The 15,738-nt window shown below is 53.2% G+C and carries 13 protein-coding genes, 1 pseudogene and 1 riboswitch; of the genes and pseudogenes, 11 read left to right on the forward strand and 3 right to left on the reverse strand.

From position 1 onward, the window contains the following. The 11 genes from AU509_RS00005 to psiE form a co-directional block, all read left to right on the forward strand. On the forward strand, positions 1 to 971 hold a 971-nt coding region (locus AU509_RS00005; protein ID WP_139823995.1), incomplete at its 5' end, for a type VI secretion system Vgr family protein. Further along, entirely contained in the window at positions 964 to 1,818 is an 855-nt protein-coding gene (locus tag AU509_RS00010; protein ID WP_094117340.1) for a DUF4123 domain-containing protein, read from the forward strand. The genes AU509_RS00005 and AU509_RS00010, both read left to right, overlap by 8 nt. Further along, complete coding sequence (locus tag AU509_RS00015; RefSeq protein WP_094117341.1) at positions 1,784 to 3,394, forward strand: hypothetical protein; 1,611 nt, start codon at positions 1,784 to 1,786, stop codon at positions 3,392 to 3,394. Before AU509_RS00010 ends, AU509_RS00015 begins: the two co-directional genes overlap by 35 nt. Further along, entirely contained in the window at positions 3,345 to 4,274 is a 930-nt protein-coding gene (locus AU509_RS00020) for an IdsF (protein WP_094117342.1), read from the forward strand. The genes AU509_RS00015 and AU509_RS00020 overlap by 50 nt, the downstream gene beginning before the upstream one ends. A 389-nt stretch (positions 4,275 to 4,663) precedes the next feature. Continuing rightward, on the forward strand, positions 4,664 to 4,930 hold the full coding sequence (locus tag AU509_RS00025) for a type VI secretion system PAAR protein (RefSeq protein WP_085652575.1): 267 nt from the start codon (positions 4,664 to 4,666) through the stop codon (positions 4,928 to 4,930). A 712-nt stretch (positions 4,931 to 5,642) separates the two neighbouring features. Continuing rightward, positions 5,643 to 7,625 carry a PTS mannitol transporter subunit IICBA gene (locus AU509_RS00030; RefSeq protein ID WP_094117343.1) on the forward strand — a complete coding sequence of 661 codons (1,983 nt, stop codon included), beginning with the start codon at positions 5,643 to 5,645 and terminating at the stop codon, positions 7,623 to 7,625. Positions 7,626 to 7,696: 71 nt separating this feature from the next. Next, positions 7,697 to 8,842, forward strand: a complete 1,146-nt coding sequence (locus AU509_RS00035) for a mannitol-1-phosphate 5-dehydrogenase (RefSeq protein WP_085652573.1) — start codon at positions 7,697 to 7,699, stop codon at positions 8,840 to 8,842. Between the two features lie 130 nt (positions 8,843 to 8,972). After that, the gene (locus AU509_RS00040; RefSeq protein WP_085652580.1) at positions 8,973 to 9,503 is read left to right on the forward strand and encodes an MltR family transcriptional regulator; all 531 of its coding nucleotides are present in this window, start codon (positions 8,973 to 8,975) and stop codon (positions 9,501 to 9,503) included. A 237-nt stretch (positions 9,504 to 9,740) separates the two neighbouring features. Continuing rightward, positions 9,741 to 9,841, forward strand: a riboswitch (TPP riboswitch). Between the two features lie 35 nt (positions 9,842 to 9,876). Continuing rightward, positions 9,877 to 10,671 (forward strand): hydroxyethylthiazole kinase, encoded by a 795-nt coding sequence (gene thiM / locus AU509_RS00045; protein WP_094117344.1) that lies wholly within the window; start codon positions 9,877 to 9,879, stop codon positions 10,669 to 10,671. After that, positions 10,668 to 11,471, forward strand: a complete 804-nt coding sequence (gene thiD / locus AU509_RS00050) for a bifunctional hydroxymethylpyrimidine kinase/phosphomethylpyrimidine kinase (protein ID WP_094117345.1) — start codon at positions 10,668 to 10,670, stop codon at positions 11,469 to 11,471. Before thiM ends, thiD begins: the two co-directional genes overlap by 4 nt. Positions 11,472 to 11,651: 180 nt before the next feature. After that, positions 11,652 to 12,059: a phosphate-starvation-inducible protein PsiE gene (gene psiE / locus AU509_RS00055; protein ID WP_085652569.1), complete on the forward strand. Its 408-nt coding sequence runs from the start codon at positions 11,652 to 11,654 to the stop codon at positions 12,057 to 12,059. A 21-nt stretch (positions 12,060 to 12,080) separates the two neighbouring features. Here psiE and yegS read toward each other — a convergent pair whose 3' ends face one another. The 3 genes and pseudogenes from yegS to AU509_RS00070 all read right to left on the reverse strand — a co-directional run bounded on the left by yegS (position 12,081) and on the right by AU509_RS00070 (position 15,735). After that, complete coding sequence (yegS, locus tag AU509_RS00060) at positions 12,081 to 12,983, reverse strand: lipid kinase YegS (protein WP_085652568.1); 903 nt, start codon at positions 12,981 to 12,983, stop codon at positions 12,081 to 12,083. A gap of 326 nt (positions 12,984 to 13,309) precedes the next feature. Further along, positions 13,310 to 14,671: a prephenate-dependent tRNA uridine(34) hydroxylase TrhP gene (gene trhP / locus AU509_RS00065; protein ID WP_085652567.1), complete on the reverse strand. Its 1,362-nt coding sequence runs from the start codon at positions 14,669 to 14,671 to the stop codon at positions 13,310 to 13,312. A gap of 114 nt (positions 14,672 to 14,785) precedes the next feature. Then, a pseudogene (locus AU509_RS00070) lies at positions 14,786 to 15,735 on the reverse strand (glutathione S-transferase family protein). Between the last annotated feature and the right edge of the window lie 3 nt (positions 15,736 to 15,738).

Below are 15,738 nucleotides of genomic sequence, written 5' to 3' on the forward strand. Positions count from 1 at the left end.
AAGAAGGCGGCGGCGAGCCGACCACGCTCAGTAACACCTTCGGCGTGGTCAAGGCCAGCACCACGTGGCGACCCGCGATGCCGCACCGCCCGATGGTAGACGGTCCGCAAATCGCGACGGTGGTTGGCCCATCAGGCGAGGAGATTTACTGCGATGAATACGGTCGGGTGAAGCTGCAGTTCCCGTGGGACCGTTACGGCGCGAGCGACGACCAGAGCTCGTGCTGGGTGCGGGTGAGTCAGGGCTGGGCGGGCGGTCAGTACGGCATGGTGGCCATTCCGCGCATCGGCCATGAAGTGGTGGTGAGTTTTCTGGAAGGTGACCCGGACCAGCCGCTGGTGACGGGAAGAACCTTTCATGCCACTAACCCAGTTCCGTATCCCTTACCGACGCATAAAACACGTACTGTCATTCGCTCTGACACTCATAAGGGTAAAGGCTTTAATGAACTGAGCTTCGAAGATGAAGCCGACAAACAAGAGATCTTCATTCACGCACAGAAAAATATGGCGGTGAGGGTGCTCAACTCCAAGGATGAGCGCGTTGAATATAATCGGACCTCCAGTATCGGTCACGATGATGAGCTGGTTATTGCCAACGATCGTAAAGTGACGGTAGAGGGCAATCAGGATCAGAAAGTCACTGGCAACAATCTGATGTTGACTGAGGGTGACCAGGGTATACAGGTAAAAGGCGATCTGGCCCAGAAAATTAGCGGTGTTTTTAGTGTAGACAGCAATGGGGATTTGACGCTGCAAAGCGGCAGTAAACTGACGCTCCGAGTCGGGGGCAGTTTTGTTGTTGTGCACTCAGGCGGTGTGGATATCAAAGGAGCGGCTATCAACTTAAATTCAGGGGGAAGCCCCGGAGATTTGTCGCTGCCCGCAGAGCCCGCGATATTGAAAGCGGCGGCGGCTCAGGGAACGATGTTTGTGGCGCATTGCCCGGCCAAGGAGAAAAAAGATGAGTGAAATAACCAGCTGGGCAATTGTGGATGCAGCAGCGGAACCTGACTTATTTCTTATGCTGGAAGAATTTGATCCTCCACATGCCAGTTTATATGCAGAGCCAATACCAGAAGAGATTGGACGATTAGCTCCGCATTTGGTGAGAGCTGATGAAGCTGTAATTCAGTGGCTTGCACTACGCGAAACTCCCTGGGGAATACAGTTTGAAAGTCGGGCAAATATGAAAACGCTGCGTCAGCATTTACGCAAGTATTTACATGTTCAGATTCCCGGGGAAGAAAAGCCGGTTTTTTTTCGTTTTTATGACCCGCGGAATATCTGGCCCTTACTAACCGTACTTTCTGAATGGGAGAGGCACTCTTTTCTCGGTCCCATAGAGGCGATAATGACGAACTGGCAGGGAACGCAACGGTGCGAAAGATTTGCCGAATTGAAAGCACAATTTCCTTTGGAAAGTATTTCAAGGAGAAAAGTCATGCGTTTCTCGCCAGTGCAGATGGATGAGTTAACGCTTATTTTTGAGCAACGCTATATCGAAGGGTTGGTTAAAAAAATTAAAAATCATGAGAGTGAAGACAAGTCGGTTGATTTAAAGAAAATTGGTGAAATATTTTTCTGGCTGAAACAGCAGGGAATTACTGATGATAGAAGTATTCGTGGGTTATTTAAGTTATTTCACTCTCGTCATTGCCTGACTCTGGAGGACATTCCTGCGGATTTCAAAAATGTACTCTGTAACGAAGAGAAAAAAGGCGTTTTTAAAGCAGAAGTGCTATTACTCAGGGAATTGGGCTGCGTGCCTTATAAGGGGAAATATGATAAGTTTGACGGCAGGATCACCATCATGTAATTGCGACAATCCAGACACCTGCATTCATGCATTTTCATTGAAAGTGAAATCTAGAACATTTGATTATAATCAGGCTGATTTTGTCACAACGGTAGAGTCCATCGATGCAACTGGAGATGGTGTTCCTATTTCGCTCTATCTGACAGGGAAAGGCTGTGTTTCACATAATCCGTTGTGCCCTCGTGGCATTCTTTATGATTCTGCGGGGAATAGCACACCTAAAGCTTTCAGTAACGGCCTCACAAATTATGTATGTGACTATGGAAAAGGAAAAGAAGCTGTTTTTTCAACCCACAATGCTATTGATTTCCTGAGAGAGTATGTTTTTTCGAAAAGTATCAGAGCATTGTTACCTAAGGCGCAATATACTTTGCGAGTTGGACAATGTAATGGTCACTCTTTTGTTAGTGAGTCATTGCTTTTTCTAAATACCATGTCACAAATATTTAGCTTACCTTCCAGAGATGCATTTCGCACACAAATTTTTATTTATCCAGCATTTAGCTGGGATGCCAGCGTGATTATTGGTACTGATGTGACAGTTACCGAGTTTACTGAACGGCAACGAAAACAAAAGGCTAAAGAAGAAAATACAATCAATGGAAATCCACAGCGTGGGAGTCGTGGTTGGACAAAACGCCCTAAGGAGGAAATAAGTCACTCCTTGGAATTAGGTGGAGAATTTACCTACACATTAGGTAATAATCCCGCTCATGATTATTCATCTTCGATGAAAAAAGATTTTAAGCAAAAGGCTGGTAGTCTTTCATTACTAAATAAGTCGTTAAAATCTATTGATTTTGTCAGGAAAGCACTATCTACGAGAAAAGGCGGGAGTGAGGAAATAACTTTAATAGATACGGAAATTATCTATCCAGCTATTACTATTAATGCTAATGGGGAATTAAAAGAAGATGAAACCTCTGGTGATATTTATATTGAAAGAGAGTTGTCTCTGGGTTTATCTCCGCTTATAGGAATGAAAATTACACTGGATCTTCTTCAGGCATTTGCCGCCTGGTATTCTGCAGATGTTTTATTAGCGGCGGTTCGCGAAAGATTGATGTCCCAAGAACAGGCTTATGAAGAGGGCCGTAATGCTGCTTTTTTTGGCACTCAATTTTGGCTTATCACAGAAGGAAGTATCAATTTCACACTGGTATTTAAATCTGACGCGAAGAATGAGTGGGAATGGCAAAAGGATGAATTAGCAGAAGTAAAGCTAGCGTTGACTACAGAAGCAAATGTTCGTGCAGGAGTGCGATTCTATATCGCAAACGGCGCATTAACAATCGGTGGTAAAGCTGTGGCAGAAGGGTGTATAGGGCTAGATGCACCTACAAAAGATAAACTAGATCTGGTATTTTACCATAATGGAATTGTAGCCAAAGTATATGTTAGTTACACCGTTGGGATATCGTCTTCACCTGATACTTCTGATACAGAAGGGGCGGGATTTCCAAAAAATAACGGCGGTATAAAAAGGCCTGACGAAGAAAACAAAAGCGAAAAGGAGTGGGTGATTCATGATAAGTTGGAAAAAAGTGATTCGAAATATCGGCTTAATATCATTTAACCTTGTTATTTTGATAACGTTATTCCCAGCCAGGGCTGAAAACATGATCAAAGAAAAATATTTGTTCTCTTTTAAATCAAATAAAAGTACGTGTGCTCTAAGAGTTAATGAGCTTTCTGCCGCTGATACAACCTTGGCTTCTCAAGGAACAATGTCAGCAGGTTTTAACCTGACGGCTTTTTTAGAAAATGGTGACAATGATATCGAACTGCTAATGGGACCACAGGATTATGAAAATCCCAAAACTCTATTTTCAGATTCATCCTGTCAAGTTATTGTCACGAAAAATACGGCGACCTCTAGCAAAGAAATCGCTAATTTTAAGTTAAGTGTGAGTGAGAATAAGGAGATTACCGCAAGTGATTCTGTTGCGAGAGCCAACAGCTCAAAGGTATTTGAAGGTTATACAAGGAATGAACAAGATTATGGTTTTTATAAGGTCAGAGGAAAATTAAAAATTGATGGGTTGCCCCGCTGGGCATGGATTAATGCAACCTCTGTGACTGAGAACGATTTGCCCAAAATTAAGGCCGCCTATATGGATATTTGGGCAATGATGAAAGATCGTGATATCGAAGGACTGAAAAAAGTTACACAAATTTCAAATCAGGAGATGGCTTTTGCAGAGGGGACGAATACGGGGGTGATATTTTCCTCTACAGATTTGCCTCAACACGTTGTCGACAAAACACTGACACCAATGCCTATCGAATGGGATAAATATCACCTGATAAAATACCGGGATGGACGTCTTTTTCGGTTAGGTGTGGGATATTATCAGCATTCTCCCTTGAGATTTAAAAATAAAGAAGGGAAAGTTGTGTTTGGATACAATCCTTATTTCTCTATTGTAGATGGTAAAATAAAACTGGTAAGGTGATATTTTTAATTCATGCTGAGATAAATGAGATCTATATCTCAGCATAACAACATAAAATAAATACTTTCTTTTCTGGTGGACTATGTGCTGAAGGCTTGTCTGATTGTGCTTTTATACCGAGTTACGGTTGGTCGCCTTCAAGCAGGGTTTTATTATAGGTCTACCGTACCACGTTACTCTCTAGAATTGGCTTCACTCCAGTAGCTTTGGAGCCTAGGTCAGCAGAGGACTACCGTTAGCGAAAAACGGCGGCGTTTAATCTAGGCTCAGGATGTACGCGATTCAGTCAGATTTGGCTCGTATTGCATTTGATCGCGTCATTATGTTGACTTAAAGCGACGACTTTTAATCCCATCGCATCATCAGATCAATAATGGAGAAATAAAATTATGGGAAATGCGGTTAAATTGGGCGACATCGATACAGGGCACGATAGCCATCCTCCGACGTCAGTTATGGCTGGTTCTTCCACGGTTAAGGTGGATGGTCTTCCTCTGGCTCGTCAAGGCGACCCTTTAGCAGCTCATGGTCACGCACGTAACATCAGCGGTGGTTCATCAACGGTCAAGGTGGATGGTAAGCCCGTCGCGCGTACCGGCGATGCCGTGGGATGTGGGGGGGTATTAATCGGTGGAGGTACCGTCACTATCGGGTAACTTGTTCGAAGTGATACCCCAACTCATCGATATTTCAAACCAACGTATCACTAGCCGAAAGTCAGCCAGCTGCGGTGGGCTCTTCATCCGAGGCGCAAGATATTACCTCCAGGTCATCACGTGTCAGCCCTTTCATTTTGTTTCCCTGAAGGGGCTATGACCTTGACGGGCGCGATCTTAGGCACGATGCAGTCAGCTAGTCTGCTATGGTTTCAAATCTCCGCCTTATCTACCAGTTTCAAATACTCGCCTTATCTACGACTAATCCTTCGCTACCTTCTCGCGTTTCAACTCCTCCTCTGTAATTAAACTACATTTCTCCCCAATTTCGCCGCCGAAATGGAGAAGGGAAACCCTCGGCCTATATTCAGGACTCTGAATCGAACGGTGCAACGTGACGCAAGTCACAATGTTAAAACAAAGTTACTGAATTGAAGTGTGAGGTGAGTCACGAAAGAGGGGCTGCCGAGCGCTCATTTTTTACAATGTAGCTGAATTTCAGATCTGATTTGTGATGAGGATCGCGTGAAATCCTACCTGAGGTGGGGTAACTGAGTGATCCCAGTCACAAATTCCCCTCGGGGTACTGGGGGCGGAAACGGCGTGATAGAGTCGATTTGTCTACAGAACGACCGATGGTTTTTGGCGAAACCATCTCACTATTACGACGCGCACCGTCCCTGAGCGCGTACCACCGAGGGGAGTAAGTTTTATGCTATCACCAACTGTTAAGGTCAAGATACAGAATTTTGGCCGCTTCCTCAGCAACATGGTGATGCCCAATATCGGCGCATTCATCGCCTGGGGCTTAATCACCGCGCTGTTTATTCCTACCGGCTGGCTGCCGAATGCAACTCTGGCCAAGCTGGTCGAACCCATGATTACCTACCTGTTGCCGTTGCTGATTGGTTATACCGGCGGGCGGTTGGTCGGCGGCGAACGCGGTGGGGTCGTGGGCGCTATCACCACGATGGGCGTCATCGTCGGCGCAGACATGCCGATGTTTATGGGGGCGATGATGGCCGGACCGCTGGGCGGCTGGGCAATCAAACGCTTCGACCGCTGGGTGGATGGCAAAATTAAAAGCGGCTTCGAGATGCTGGTGAACAACTTCTCGGCCGGGATTATCGGGATGTTGCTGGCGGGGCTGGCCTTTTTGGCTATCGGCCCGCTGGTCTCCTCCTTGTCCAAAGTGCTGGCGACCGGAGTCAATCTGCTGGTACAGGGCAACCTGTTGCCGCTCACCTCCATTTTCGTGGAACCGGCCAAAGTGCTGTTCCTCAATAACGCCATCAACCACGGAATTTTCTCCCCGCTCGGCATCCAGCAGGCAACGGAAACCGGCAAATCGATCGTCTTCCTGATTGAAGCCAACCCCGGACCGGGGCTCGGTCTGCTGCTGGCCTACATGTTCTTCGGCAAGGGCAGCGCGAAACAGTCCGCGCCGGGCGCCGCCATCATTCACTTCTTCGGCGGTATCCATGAAATTTATTTCCCTTATGTCCTGATGAATCCGCGTCTGATGCTGGCGGTGATCCTCGGCGGTATGACGGGTGTTTTCACGCTGACGTTATTCAATGCGGGGCTGGTGTCTCCGGCCTCTCCCGGCTCGATCTTCGCAGTCTTGCTGATGACGCCGAAGTCGTCGCTGATCGGTGTGGTGCTCTCTATTTTGATGTCAGGTCTGGTCTCGTTCCTGGTCTCTGCGGTGATGCTGAAACGCGTGCCGGTAGGCGATGAGGAAGACAATGGACTGGCGGACGCGACCCGTCGTATGCAGAACATGAAGCAGAAATCGAAAGGCAGCAAAGCGCCGGGCGCAGCCCAACCACAGCCCGTGATGCGCGCGATGCTGGATGCTTCTCAGGATCTGAGTTTGGTGCGACGCATCATCGTGGCCTGTGATGCCGGCATGGGGTCGAGCGCAATGGGCGCGGGCGTGCTGCGCAAGAAGGTGAAGGATGCCGGACTAAACCATATCTCGGTCAGCAACATGGCGATTAACAGCCTGCCGGACGATGTCGATCTGGTCATCACCCATCAGGATCTCACCGCAAGAGCGTTGCAGCACGCGCCGCACGCGATTCACGTCTCTCTCAGCAACTTCCTCGACAGCGGCTTGTACAACGAGCTGACGACCCGGCTATTGGCGGCGCACCGTCCCGTGGCGGCGAACGATAACCGGCTGATTAATCAAACCATTGTGGCGGCGAATGACGACTGGTTCGATCCGGCGGAGCACGAAACCAACCTGTTCGAGCTGGGTGAAAACAACATTTTCCTCAATCTTCAGGCCGACGACAAAGAGCAGGCCATCCGCTTTGCGGGCGAACAGCTGGTCGCGGGGGGATATGTGGAACCCGCCTACGTCGAGGCTATGCTACAGCGCGAGGCCATGACCTCCACCTATCTGGGCGAATCCATCGCCGTGCCGCATGGCACCGTTGAAGCCAAAGACCGCGTGCTGCGCACTGGCGTCGTGATTTGCCAATATCCGGAGGGAGTCAGATTTGGCTCGGAGCCGGACGACGTCGCGCGGTTGGTGATAGGGATTGCCGCCCGCAATAACGAACACGTTCAGGTGATTGCGCGTCTGACCAATGCCCTGAATGACGACGGCATCATCGAGCGGCTGGTGGAAACCCGCAGCGTGCAAGAGATGCTGGTACTGCTTTCCGGCGAACGCGTGGCGTAAGGCCCGTTGGACCGGGGTTAACCGGTCCGTGCGTTTAGCTCAACGGTTTTGACAAAATATCGAGGTCTACAATGAAAGCGATTCATTTCGGTGCAGGCAATATCGGTCGCGGCTTCATCGGCAAACTTCTGGCGGACGCCAAGTCCGAACTCATTTTCGCCGACGTCAATCAGCCGTTGGTGGATCAACTGGCCCATCAGCAGCATTACGAAGTGCATGTTGTTGGAGAGGCGTCGCGTGTTGAACAGGTTAATCGCGTCAGCGCGGTGCATAGCGGCAGTCCCGACGCCATCAATGAAATCGCCCGCGCGGATATCATTACTACCGCCGTCGGGCCGCAGGTGCTAAGTAAGATTGCTGGCACGCTGGCGCAAGGGCTGATGGCGCGGCATGAACGCGGCAATCAGCAGCCTCTGAATATCATCGCCTGCGAAAATATGGTGCGCGGCACCAGCCAGCTGCGTCAGCATGTCATGGCGGCGTTGCCTGAGACCTTGCATGCGTGGGTCGACGAGCATGTGGGATTTGTGGATTCGGCCGTAGACCGCATCGTGCCGCCCAGTCCTGCGGCGAACGACGATTCGCTGGAGGTGACGGTTGAAACGTTTAGCGAATGGATTGTCGACAGTACCCAGTTCAAGGGCGATTTGCCGGTCATCGCTGGCATGGAGCCGACGGCCAACCTGATGGCTTATGTCGAGCGCAAGTTGTTTACGCTCAATACCGGCCACGCGATTACCGCGTATCTTGGGTGCCTGGCAGGTTACCGGACGATCCGTGAAGCGATACAGGACGACGCGGTGCGCGCGGTGGTAAAAGGCGCGATGCAGGAAAGCGGCGCGGTGCTGATTAAACGCTACGGGTTCGATCCGGCGCAGCATGCGGCCTATATCGACAAGATCCTCAGCCGTTTTGAAAATCCGTACCTGCACGATGACGTAGAACGCGTGGGCCGTCAGCCGTTGCGTAAGCTGGGCGAGGGTGACCGGCTGATCAGGCCGCTCCGTGGTACGCTGGAATACGGGCTTCCGCATCGTAATCTGTTGATCGGTATCGCCGCGGCGCTGAAGTATCGCAGTCTTGAGGATGTGCAGGCGCGCGAAATGGCGGCGTTGATTGACGCGAACGGCGTCGAACATGCACTGATCCAGATCGCCGGACTGGAAGATCGCCCCGAGGTTGTCACGCAGGTGGCAGCGTTGTATCACTCCCTGTAACGCAAGGTGAAAAACGATACCAATGCCAGAACACAGTTATTCTCCCGCAGATAAACGTCGGGTGGCGGCTTCCGAGCCGAACCCGGCGCAGGAACCGGAGCAGGAAAAGGTGCCGCAACCTCAACCGGGGATGGAAGACGCGCAGGCGTTCGAAAGCCACATTCTGGAACGCCTGAACGCCAAAGCGACCGTTTCGGGATTCATCCAGGCGGCGGTCGAACTTCTGGCCGATGCGGTTGACCATCTGGTCTTGCAGGCGTTTCGCAAGGATGACTATGCGGTTAAATATGCCGTGGAACCGTTGCTGGAAGGCAGCGGCCCACTGTCAGCGTTGCCGGTACGCCTCAAACTGATCTACGCGTTAGGCGTTATCAGCCGTGATGAGTACGAGGACGTCGAGCTGTTGCTGGCGTTAAATAATGAACTGGAACATGACGGGCAACGCTACCGTTTCACCGATGATGAAATTCTGGGTCCGGTCAGCATGTTGCACGGCATCACGCCGTTGCCGCCTCAGTTCACGCTGCATTTGCCGGAAGATGGGGTGGACACCACGCTGCTCGAAATGCAAAAACAGCGCTATCAGCAGCGCATTCAGTCCTCGCTGGTGCTGTGTATTACGGATCTGGTCTCGCGCCTGTATCACAAGACCGCTTTCTGATTGGTCTTATGCAGAGAAAGCCATTTTCTCTTAGCATGAACGTATCGACGCCGAGAAATCCGCGCGGCGTCGGTCCTCTTCTTGAATCCGCTACGATAATGCTGGTAGCCTTTTCTGCCCGCTGCGTCTCTCGTTTTATCCCTTTCGATCACCGCGCTACACCGTTTTGCTTCTTCCCAGCATGACGCATCGGTTCGGCAGTCGTTGACCTTTACGCCGTCAAGCCGAATAATCATGAACGTTGACTCGGGGTGCCGCTCCTGCAAAGAAACGGCTGAGAAAGACCCGTACCACCTGATCTGGATAATGCCAGCGTAGGGAAGTCACGGAGTCTCACCGGCTCCCGCCTTCTTGATCGCCGGTTGGGAGATTTATGAATACTCGACCTGTGCCGTTCCCATCCGTCCTTGCGGCGGATTCTCTGAAACGCTTTCACCGCCGTTCCCCTCTGATCCACTGTCTGACCAATGATGTCGTGCAAAGCTTTACCGCCAATGTGTTGCTGGCGCTGGGAGCGTCTCCGGCGATGGTGGTGGATCGCAGCGAAGCCGCGCAGTTCAGCGCGTTGGCTGATGCGCTGCTGATTAATCTCGGTACGCTGGAGCCTATCCGGGCGGATGCTATGCGGTCTGCCGTGGCGAGCGCCAATCAAGCCGGTCGGCCCTGGGTGCTGGACCCGGTCGCGGTCGGCGCGCTGACGTTTCGCAGCGACTTCGCCCGTGAACTGCTGGCGTTGCGGCCTGCCGCCGTGCGCGGCAACGCCTCCGAAATTCTGGCGTTGTCCGGCGCGGATTCTCAGGGGCGCGGGGTGGACAGCGGCAATACCTCGTTGGCTGCGTTGCCCGCGGCGCGCGAACTTGCCAAACGCTGGTCCGTTTGCGTGGCGGTGACGGGCGAAGTGGATTATGTCACCGACTGCGAGCGCGACTGGGCCGTGGCGGGTGGAAATCCGCTCATGACTCGCGTCGTTGGCACCGGCTGCGCGTTGTCGGCTGTCGTGGCGGGGTTTTGCTCGCTGCCGGGCTACCGCCTGCAGCATATTGCCGCCGCCTGTGCGGTGATGTCCGAATGCGGGCAGCGTGCCGCCGAAGGCGCGGCCGGCCCCGGCAGCTTTATCCCGCGGTTTCTGGATCTGCTGTTTATGACGACGGAGGCGACCGGCGAATGAAACGGATCAATGCATTGACGATTGCGGGCACCGATCCCAGCGGCGGCGCGGGTATCCAGGCCGACCTGAAAACGTTCTCCGCGCTTGAAGCCTATGGCGCCAGCGTGGTGACGGCGCTGGTGGCGCAAAACACCCGTGGCGTGCAGTCGGTTTACCCTATCGAACCTGCCTTCGTCGGCGCGCAACTTGACTCGGTGCTCAGCGATGTGCGGATAGACTGCGTCAAAATTGGCATGTTGGCCGAAGCGGATATCGTGGAGGTCGTGGCCGAACGGTTACGCCGCTATCCGTTGCCGTTCGTGGTGCTGGATACGGTGATGCTGGCGAAAAGCGGCGATCCGCTGCTGCAACCGCAAGCGGTCGCATCGCTGCGTCAACGGTTGTTGCCGCAGGTGTCAATCATCACGCCGAATCTGCCAGAGGCGGCGGCGCTGCTGGGGTGTCCGATCGCCGAGAATGAGCATGAGATGCGTGAACAGGGCGAAACGCTGCTCGCGCTGGGCTGTCAGGCGGTATTGATGAAGGGCGGCCATCTTGCCGGCCCTGAAAGCCCGGATTGGTTGTTCGCCGCCGGGGTGCCGCCGCAGCGTTTTTCGGCGCTGAGGGTCAATACCCGCCATACTCATGGTACGGGCTGCACGCTTTCGGCGGCGTTGGCGGCATTGCGTCCCCGTTGTGACAATTGGTCGGCCTGTGTGGCCGCCGCCAAAGCCTATCTGCAAGGGGCTTTAGAACAGGCAGATACGCTGGAAGTCGGGCAGGGGATAGGACCGGTGCATCATTTTCACCGCTGGTGGTGATACCTATCTCTGCGGAAGATGAGATTTACATGGACAGTGATAGGGGCTACCGGTAATTTTGTGATCGGCGTCAGGTTTTTCCGGCCGATTCACGACGTCCATGGGGTCGTCGCACACAGCAATAGCAGTCCGCCGCCGGCGTAGATGCAGAAAAATGAAGGATGGTAAGGAGTCATGTGCATGGCAGGTTCAACGCGTTCGATCATGATCGCCAAAGGGTTACAAACGATACTCAATATAGGTTTACTGGCTCTCGCTATTATTCTGGTGGTGTTTTTGGGTAAAGAGACGCTGCATCTGGCTAAGGCATTGATGGTGAGCAGCGAAAGGGATTCCACCTATCTGTTGATTGAAAGTCTGGTGGTGTATTTTCTGTATTTTGAATTTATCGCGTTGATTGTGAAGTATTTTGAGTCGGGCTACCATTTCCCGCTGCGCTATTTTGTCTATATCGGGATCACCGCCATCGTGCGGCTGATTATCGTCGATCACAAAAATCCCACCTATACCCTGATTTACGCGGGCGCGATCTTGATCCTGGTGGTGACGCTGTATCTGGCGAACAGTCAGCGCCTGCGACGCGAATAGCGGTGTCCCGACCTCGGTCAATTACTCGCGTAGCAGCGGGCAAGGGCTGGGGAAACGGCAGCGCAGCGCTTCCGGCACCACTTCGATACGGAAGTGGTTGTCGGTCAGCGGTTCGCCATCCAGATTGAACGTCATCTCATTCGGCGCGGTGATTTCCAGCCACGGCAGGGCAGTCGTGATCATGTTGGGATTCTCGCCGCCTGACATCAGCGCCTGCATCATATTCGGCAATAACTCCTTTGCCGACAGCACGCGCAGCTGCAACAACCCGTCATTCAATACAGCTTCCGGACACAGTTGCTGTCCGCCTCCCGCCTGACGACCATTGCCGATAGCAATGACCAGCGTATCGCCCTCCCAGTCAAAATTCGGTCCTTTGACCTGACAGCGTTCGGCTTTCAGCGTGTCGATGCGCAGCAGCGCATTCAGCACGTAGGCCGCGCCGCCCAGCGCAGATTTCATGGCGGCCGGAGTTTCGGTGGTGATGCGGGTGGCAAAGCCGCCGGTCGCCATGTTGATAAAGTAGTGTCGGTCATTGACCTGAGCCAGATCGATGGCGGTTGCGCGGCCCATAATCGCCAGCCGTAGCGCCTGATGCAGGTCGGTAGGAATCCGGCAGCTGGTGGCGAGATCGTTGGCCGTACCCAGCGGTACAATGCCCAGACACGGACGGTGTTCCGCTTCCTGATGCGCCAGCGCCACGGCGACTTCATTGATGGTGCCGTCGCCGCCCGCGGCGATCACGTTGTCCGCCTCTAGTGCTATCGCCTCGCGGATATAGCGCAATGCATCGCCGTGTTCCCAGGTGACGCGGACATGCAGAGGATAACCTTCTTCGCGCAAGGCTTTCACCGCCTGACGCAGTTCGTCATTTTGGCTGCTTTTGCCGTTTAGAATGATAAGAGATTGTGGTTTTTGCGCCATGACGACGTACTCCCTGAAAAGATCTAGAGGAAACCGAAAAATGAGGCGAAGACATGCAGATCGCCTCCGAAAATAGTGTAGTCAGCCTAGCAGAAAAGCGTGACTCGCGGGCAGTGGATGCGTGACGGGGACGACGAAGAAAAGAAAAAGCCAGCTCAAGGGAGATTGAGCTGGCGAAGGAGGTGGTTCCTGGTAGTGTGACTACGCTTATTTTTCGTTCTGTGTTTTCTCAGCGGTGAAATAGTAACCTACCGCGTCCGCCATTGATGTGATCCATTTCTAAAAAACGTCAGAACAGATGTCTGCTCTGACGGTCGAAACACACTTTATTTGGCGTGAGGATTGCGGGTGCTGGTTCCCTGCAGATTGCGCAGCAGCAACGCATATTCCAGTGAGATATCTTCCGGCACGGGCAGATACACGATATGACCGTTGCCCGGCGCGACGTCAGTATCCTGACCTTTACTGTTCTGCATCCCTTCAATCGTGAACTGCACGTTGCCGCCCGGCGTCATCATTTCCACGCTGTCGCCGCAGGAGAATTTGTTTTTCACCGCGACTTCCGCCAGTCCATTACGGCGTTCGCCGGTGAATTCCCCGACGAACTGCTGACGGTCGGACACCGAATAGCCGTATTCGTAGTTCTGGTGATCTTCGTGGACGTGACGGCGTAGGAAGCCTTCGGTATAGCCACGGTGAGCGAGTCCTTCCAGCGTCTGGAGAAGCGATGGGTCGAACGGCTTTCCGGCCACGGCGTCGTCAATGGCGCGACGATACACCTGAGCGGTACGTGCGCAGTAGTAGAAGGACTTGGTGCGGCCTTCGATTTTCAGCGAATGCACCTGCATCTGCGTCAGGCGTTCCACGTGCTGGATCGCGCGCAGGTCGCGGGAGTTCATAATATACGTGCCGTGTTCGTCTTCAAACGCGCTCATGTACTCGCCGGGGCGCTGGCTCTCTTCCAGCATAAAGACTTTGTCGGTCGGTTCGCCGATGCCCAGCGTGGGTTCGACGTTGGCGACCTTAATCGGCTCATGCATATGCACGATATTGCCCACATCGTCTTCTTTGCCTTCCTGCACTTTATATTCCCAACGGCAGGCGTTGGTGCAGGTTCCCTGATTCGGATCGCGTTTGTTAATGTAGCCGGAGAGCAGGCAGCGGCCGGAATAGGCCATGCACAACGCGCCGTGAACGAAGATTTCCAACTCCATTTCCGGCACATGTTCGCGGATCTCTTCGATTTCCTGTAGAGACAGTTCGCGGGACAAAATGACGCGGCTCAGCCCCATCTGCTGCCAGAATTTTACCGTCGCCCAGTTGACCGCATTCGCCTGCACCGACAGATGGATTTGCATCTGCGGGAAGTTTTCACGCACCAGCATGATCAGGCCCGGATCGGACATAATCAGCGCATCCGGCTGCATGTCGATGACCGGCTGTAAATCGCGCAGGAAGGTTTTGATCTTGGCGTTATGCGGCGCGATGTTAACGACGACGTAGAATTTTTTGCCCAGCGAATGCGCTTCGTTGATCGCCTCGGCCAGCGTCTGATGATTGAATTCGTTATTGCGCACGCGCAGGCTGTAGCGGGGCTGGCCGGCATAAATCGCGTCAGCGCCATAAGCGAAGGCGTAACGCATATTTTTCAGCGTACCGGCCGGAGACAGTAGTTCCGGTTTAAACATGGGCTTCTCTCAAGTCTGATCTCAGGTCAGGCTGCTCCCGGGCGGGAGCAGTAAGGCGGCAGATTCTAGCGCTTATGCGGGGAAAAATCAGTATTCGGCTTACAAAAAGTATGCCTATTTCGCCGTGCCGCCGACCGTATGGCGGTTGTGTGGCCGATCGAGATCGATTTCCGGCCCCAGCGGGACGATGCCGGTAGGATTGAGCCAGCGAATGCCGTAGTAGCCGGACTTGATGTGCTCGATATTGACCGTTTCACGGATGCCGGGATGCTGATAAAGATCGCGCAGGTAGTGAGAGAGGTGAGGGTAGTCCTCAATACGCCGAATATTGCATTTGAACGCGCCGTGATAGGCCACGTCGAAACGCACCAGCGTGACAAATAGCCGCCAGTCGCTTCCGTCACGGTGTTTCCCGCCAGATAACGATGATCCGCCAGATGCGCGTCCACGGTGTCCAGCGAGGCGAACAGCGCCGTGACCGCTTGGGCGTAGTGTTCCTGTGTGCGGGAGAAGCCGGTCTTGTAGACGCCGTTGTTGATCGTATCGTAAATCAGCGTATTCCAGCGGTCGATGTCGGCGCGCAGCGCGGGGGGATAGAAGTCTTCGACGTTGCCGGTGAGCGTGTTGAACGCGGTATTGAAGAGGCGAATGATGTCGGCGGACTCATTATTGACGATGCGTCCTTCGTGGCGATCCCACAGGACCGGCACCGACACTTTGCCGGTGTAATGGGCGTCGCTCGCGGTGTACAGCTCATGTAAGTAGGGTGCGGCAGGCAGATGCGGGCCGGCATCCTGCGGGGTACTGAATGCCCAACCCTGTTCGCCGATGTGCGGCTCCGCCACGGAGAGCGAAATCACCGGCTCCAGCCCTTTCAGCTTGCGGAAGATCAGCGTTCTTGACGCCCACGGGCAGAAATAGGACACGAACAGCTGGTAGCGCCCGGCTTCAGGTCTCACCGTTGTTTCCCTGAACCGGGTCGCCTGGCGGTGAAAAGCCCCGTTTTTGGTCTCTTCCGCCGCCACATCGCCGACGACCCATCGACCCTCCACTAAACCCGACATCGC

Source organism: Lonsdalea britannica (genome assembly GCF_002111595.1).
In the GTDB taxonomy this organism is placed as follows: domain Bacteria; phylum Pseudomonadota; class Gammaproteobacteria; order Enterobacterales; family Enterobacteriaceae; genus Lonsdalea; species Lonsdalea britannica.

Coding starts and splice junctions, on each gene's coding strand:
- AU509_RS00035 (WP_085652573.1), top strand. CDS start 7,697: ATGAAAGCGATTCATTTCGGTGCAGGCAATATCGGTCGCGGCTTCATC.
- thiD (WP_094117345.1), top strand. CDS start 10,668: ATGAAACGGATCAATGCATTGACGATTGCGGGCACCGATCCCAGCGGC.
- trhP (WP_085652567.1), bottom strand. CDS start 14,671: ATGTTTAAACCGGAACTACTGTCTCCGGCCGGTACGCTGAAAAATATG.
- AU509_RS00015 (WP_094117341.1), top strand. CDS start 1,784: ATGATAAGTTTGACGGCAGGATCACCATCATGTAATTGCGACAATCCA.
- thiM (WP_094117344.1), top strand. CDS start 9,877: ATGAATACTCGACCTGTGCCGTTCCCATCCGTCCTTGCGGCGGATTCT.
- AU509_RS00030 (WP_094117343.1), top strand. CDS start 5,643: ATGCTATCACCAACTGTTAAGGTCAAGATACAGAATTTTGGCCGCTTC.
- AU509_RS00025 (WP_085652575.1), top strand. CDS start 4,664: ATGGGAAATGCGGTTAAATTGGGCGACATCGATACAGGGCACGATAGC.
- AU509_RS00010 (WP_094117340.1), top strand. CDS start 964: ATGAGTGAAATAACCAGCTGGGCAATTGTGGATGCAGCAGCGGAACCT.
- AU509_RS00040 (WP_085652580.1), top strand. CDS start 8,973: ATGGAAGACGCGCAGGCGTTCGAAAGCCACATTCTGGAACGCCTGAAC.
- AU509_RS00020 (WP_094117342.1), top strand. CDS start 3,345: ATGATAAGTTGGAAAAAAGTGATTCGAAATATCGGCTTAATATCATTT.
- yegS (WP_085652568.1), bottom strand. CDS start 12,983: ATGGCGCAAAAACCACAATCTCTTATCATTCTAAACGGCAAAAGCAGC.
- psiE (WP_085652569.1), top strand. CDS start 11,652: ATGGCAGGTTCAACGCGTTCGATCATGATCGCCAAAGGGTTACAAACG.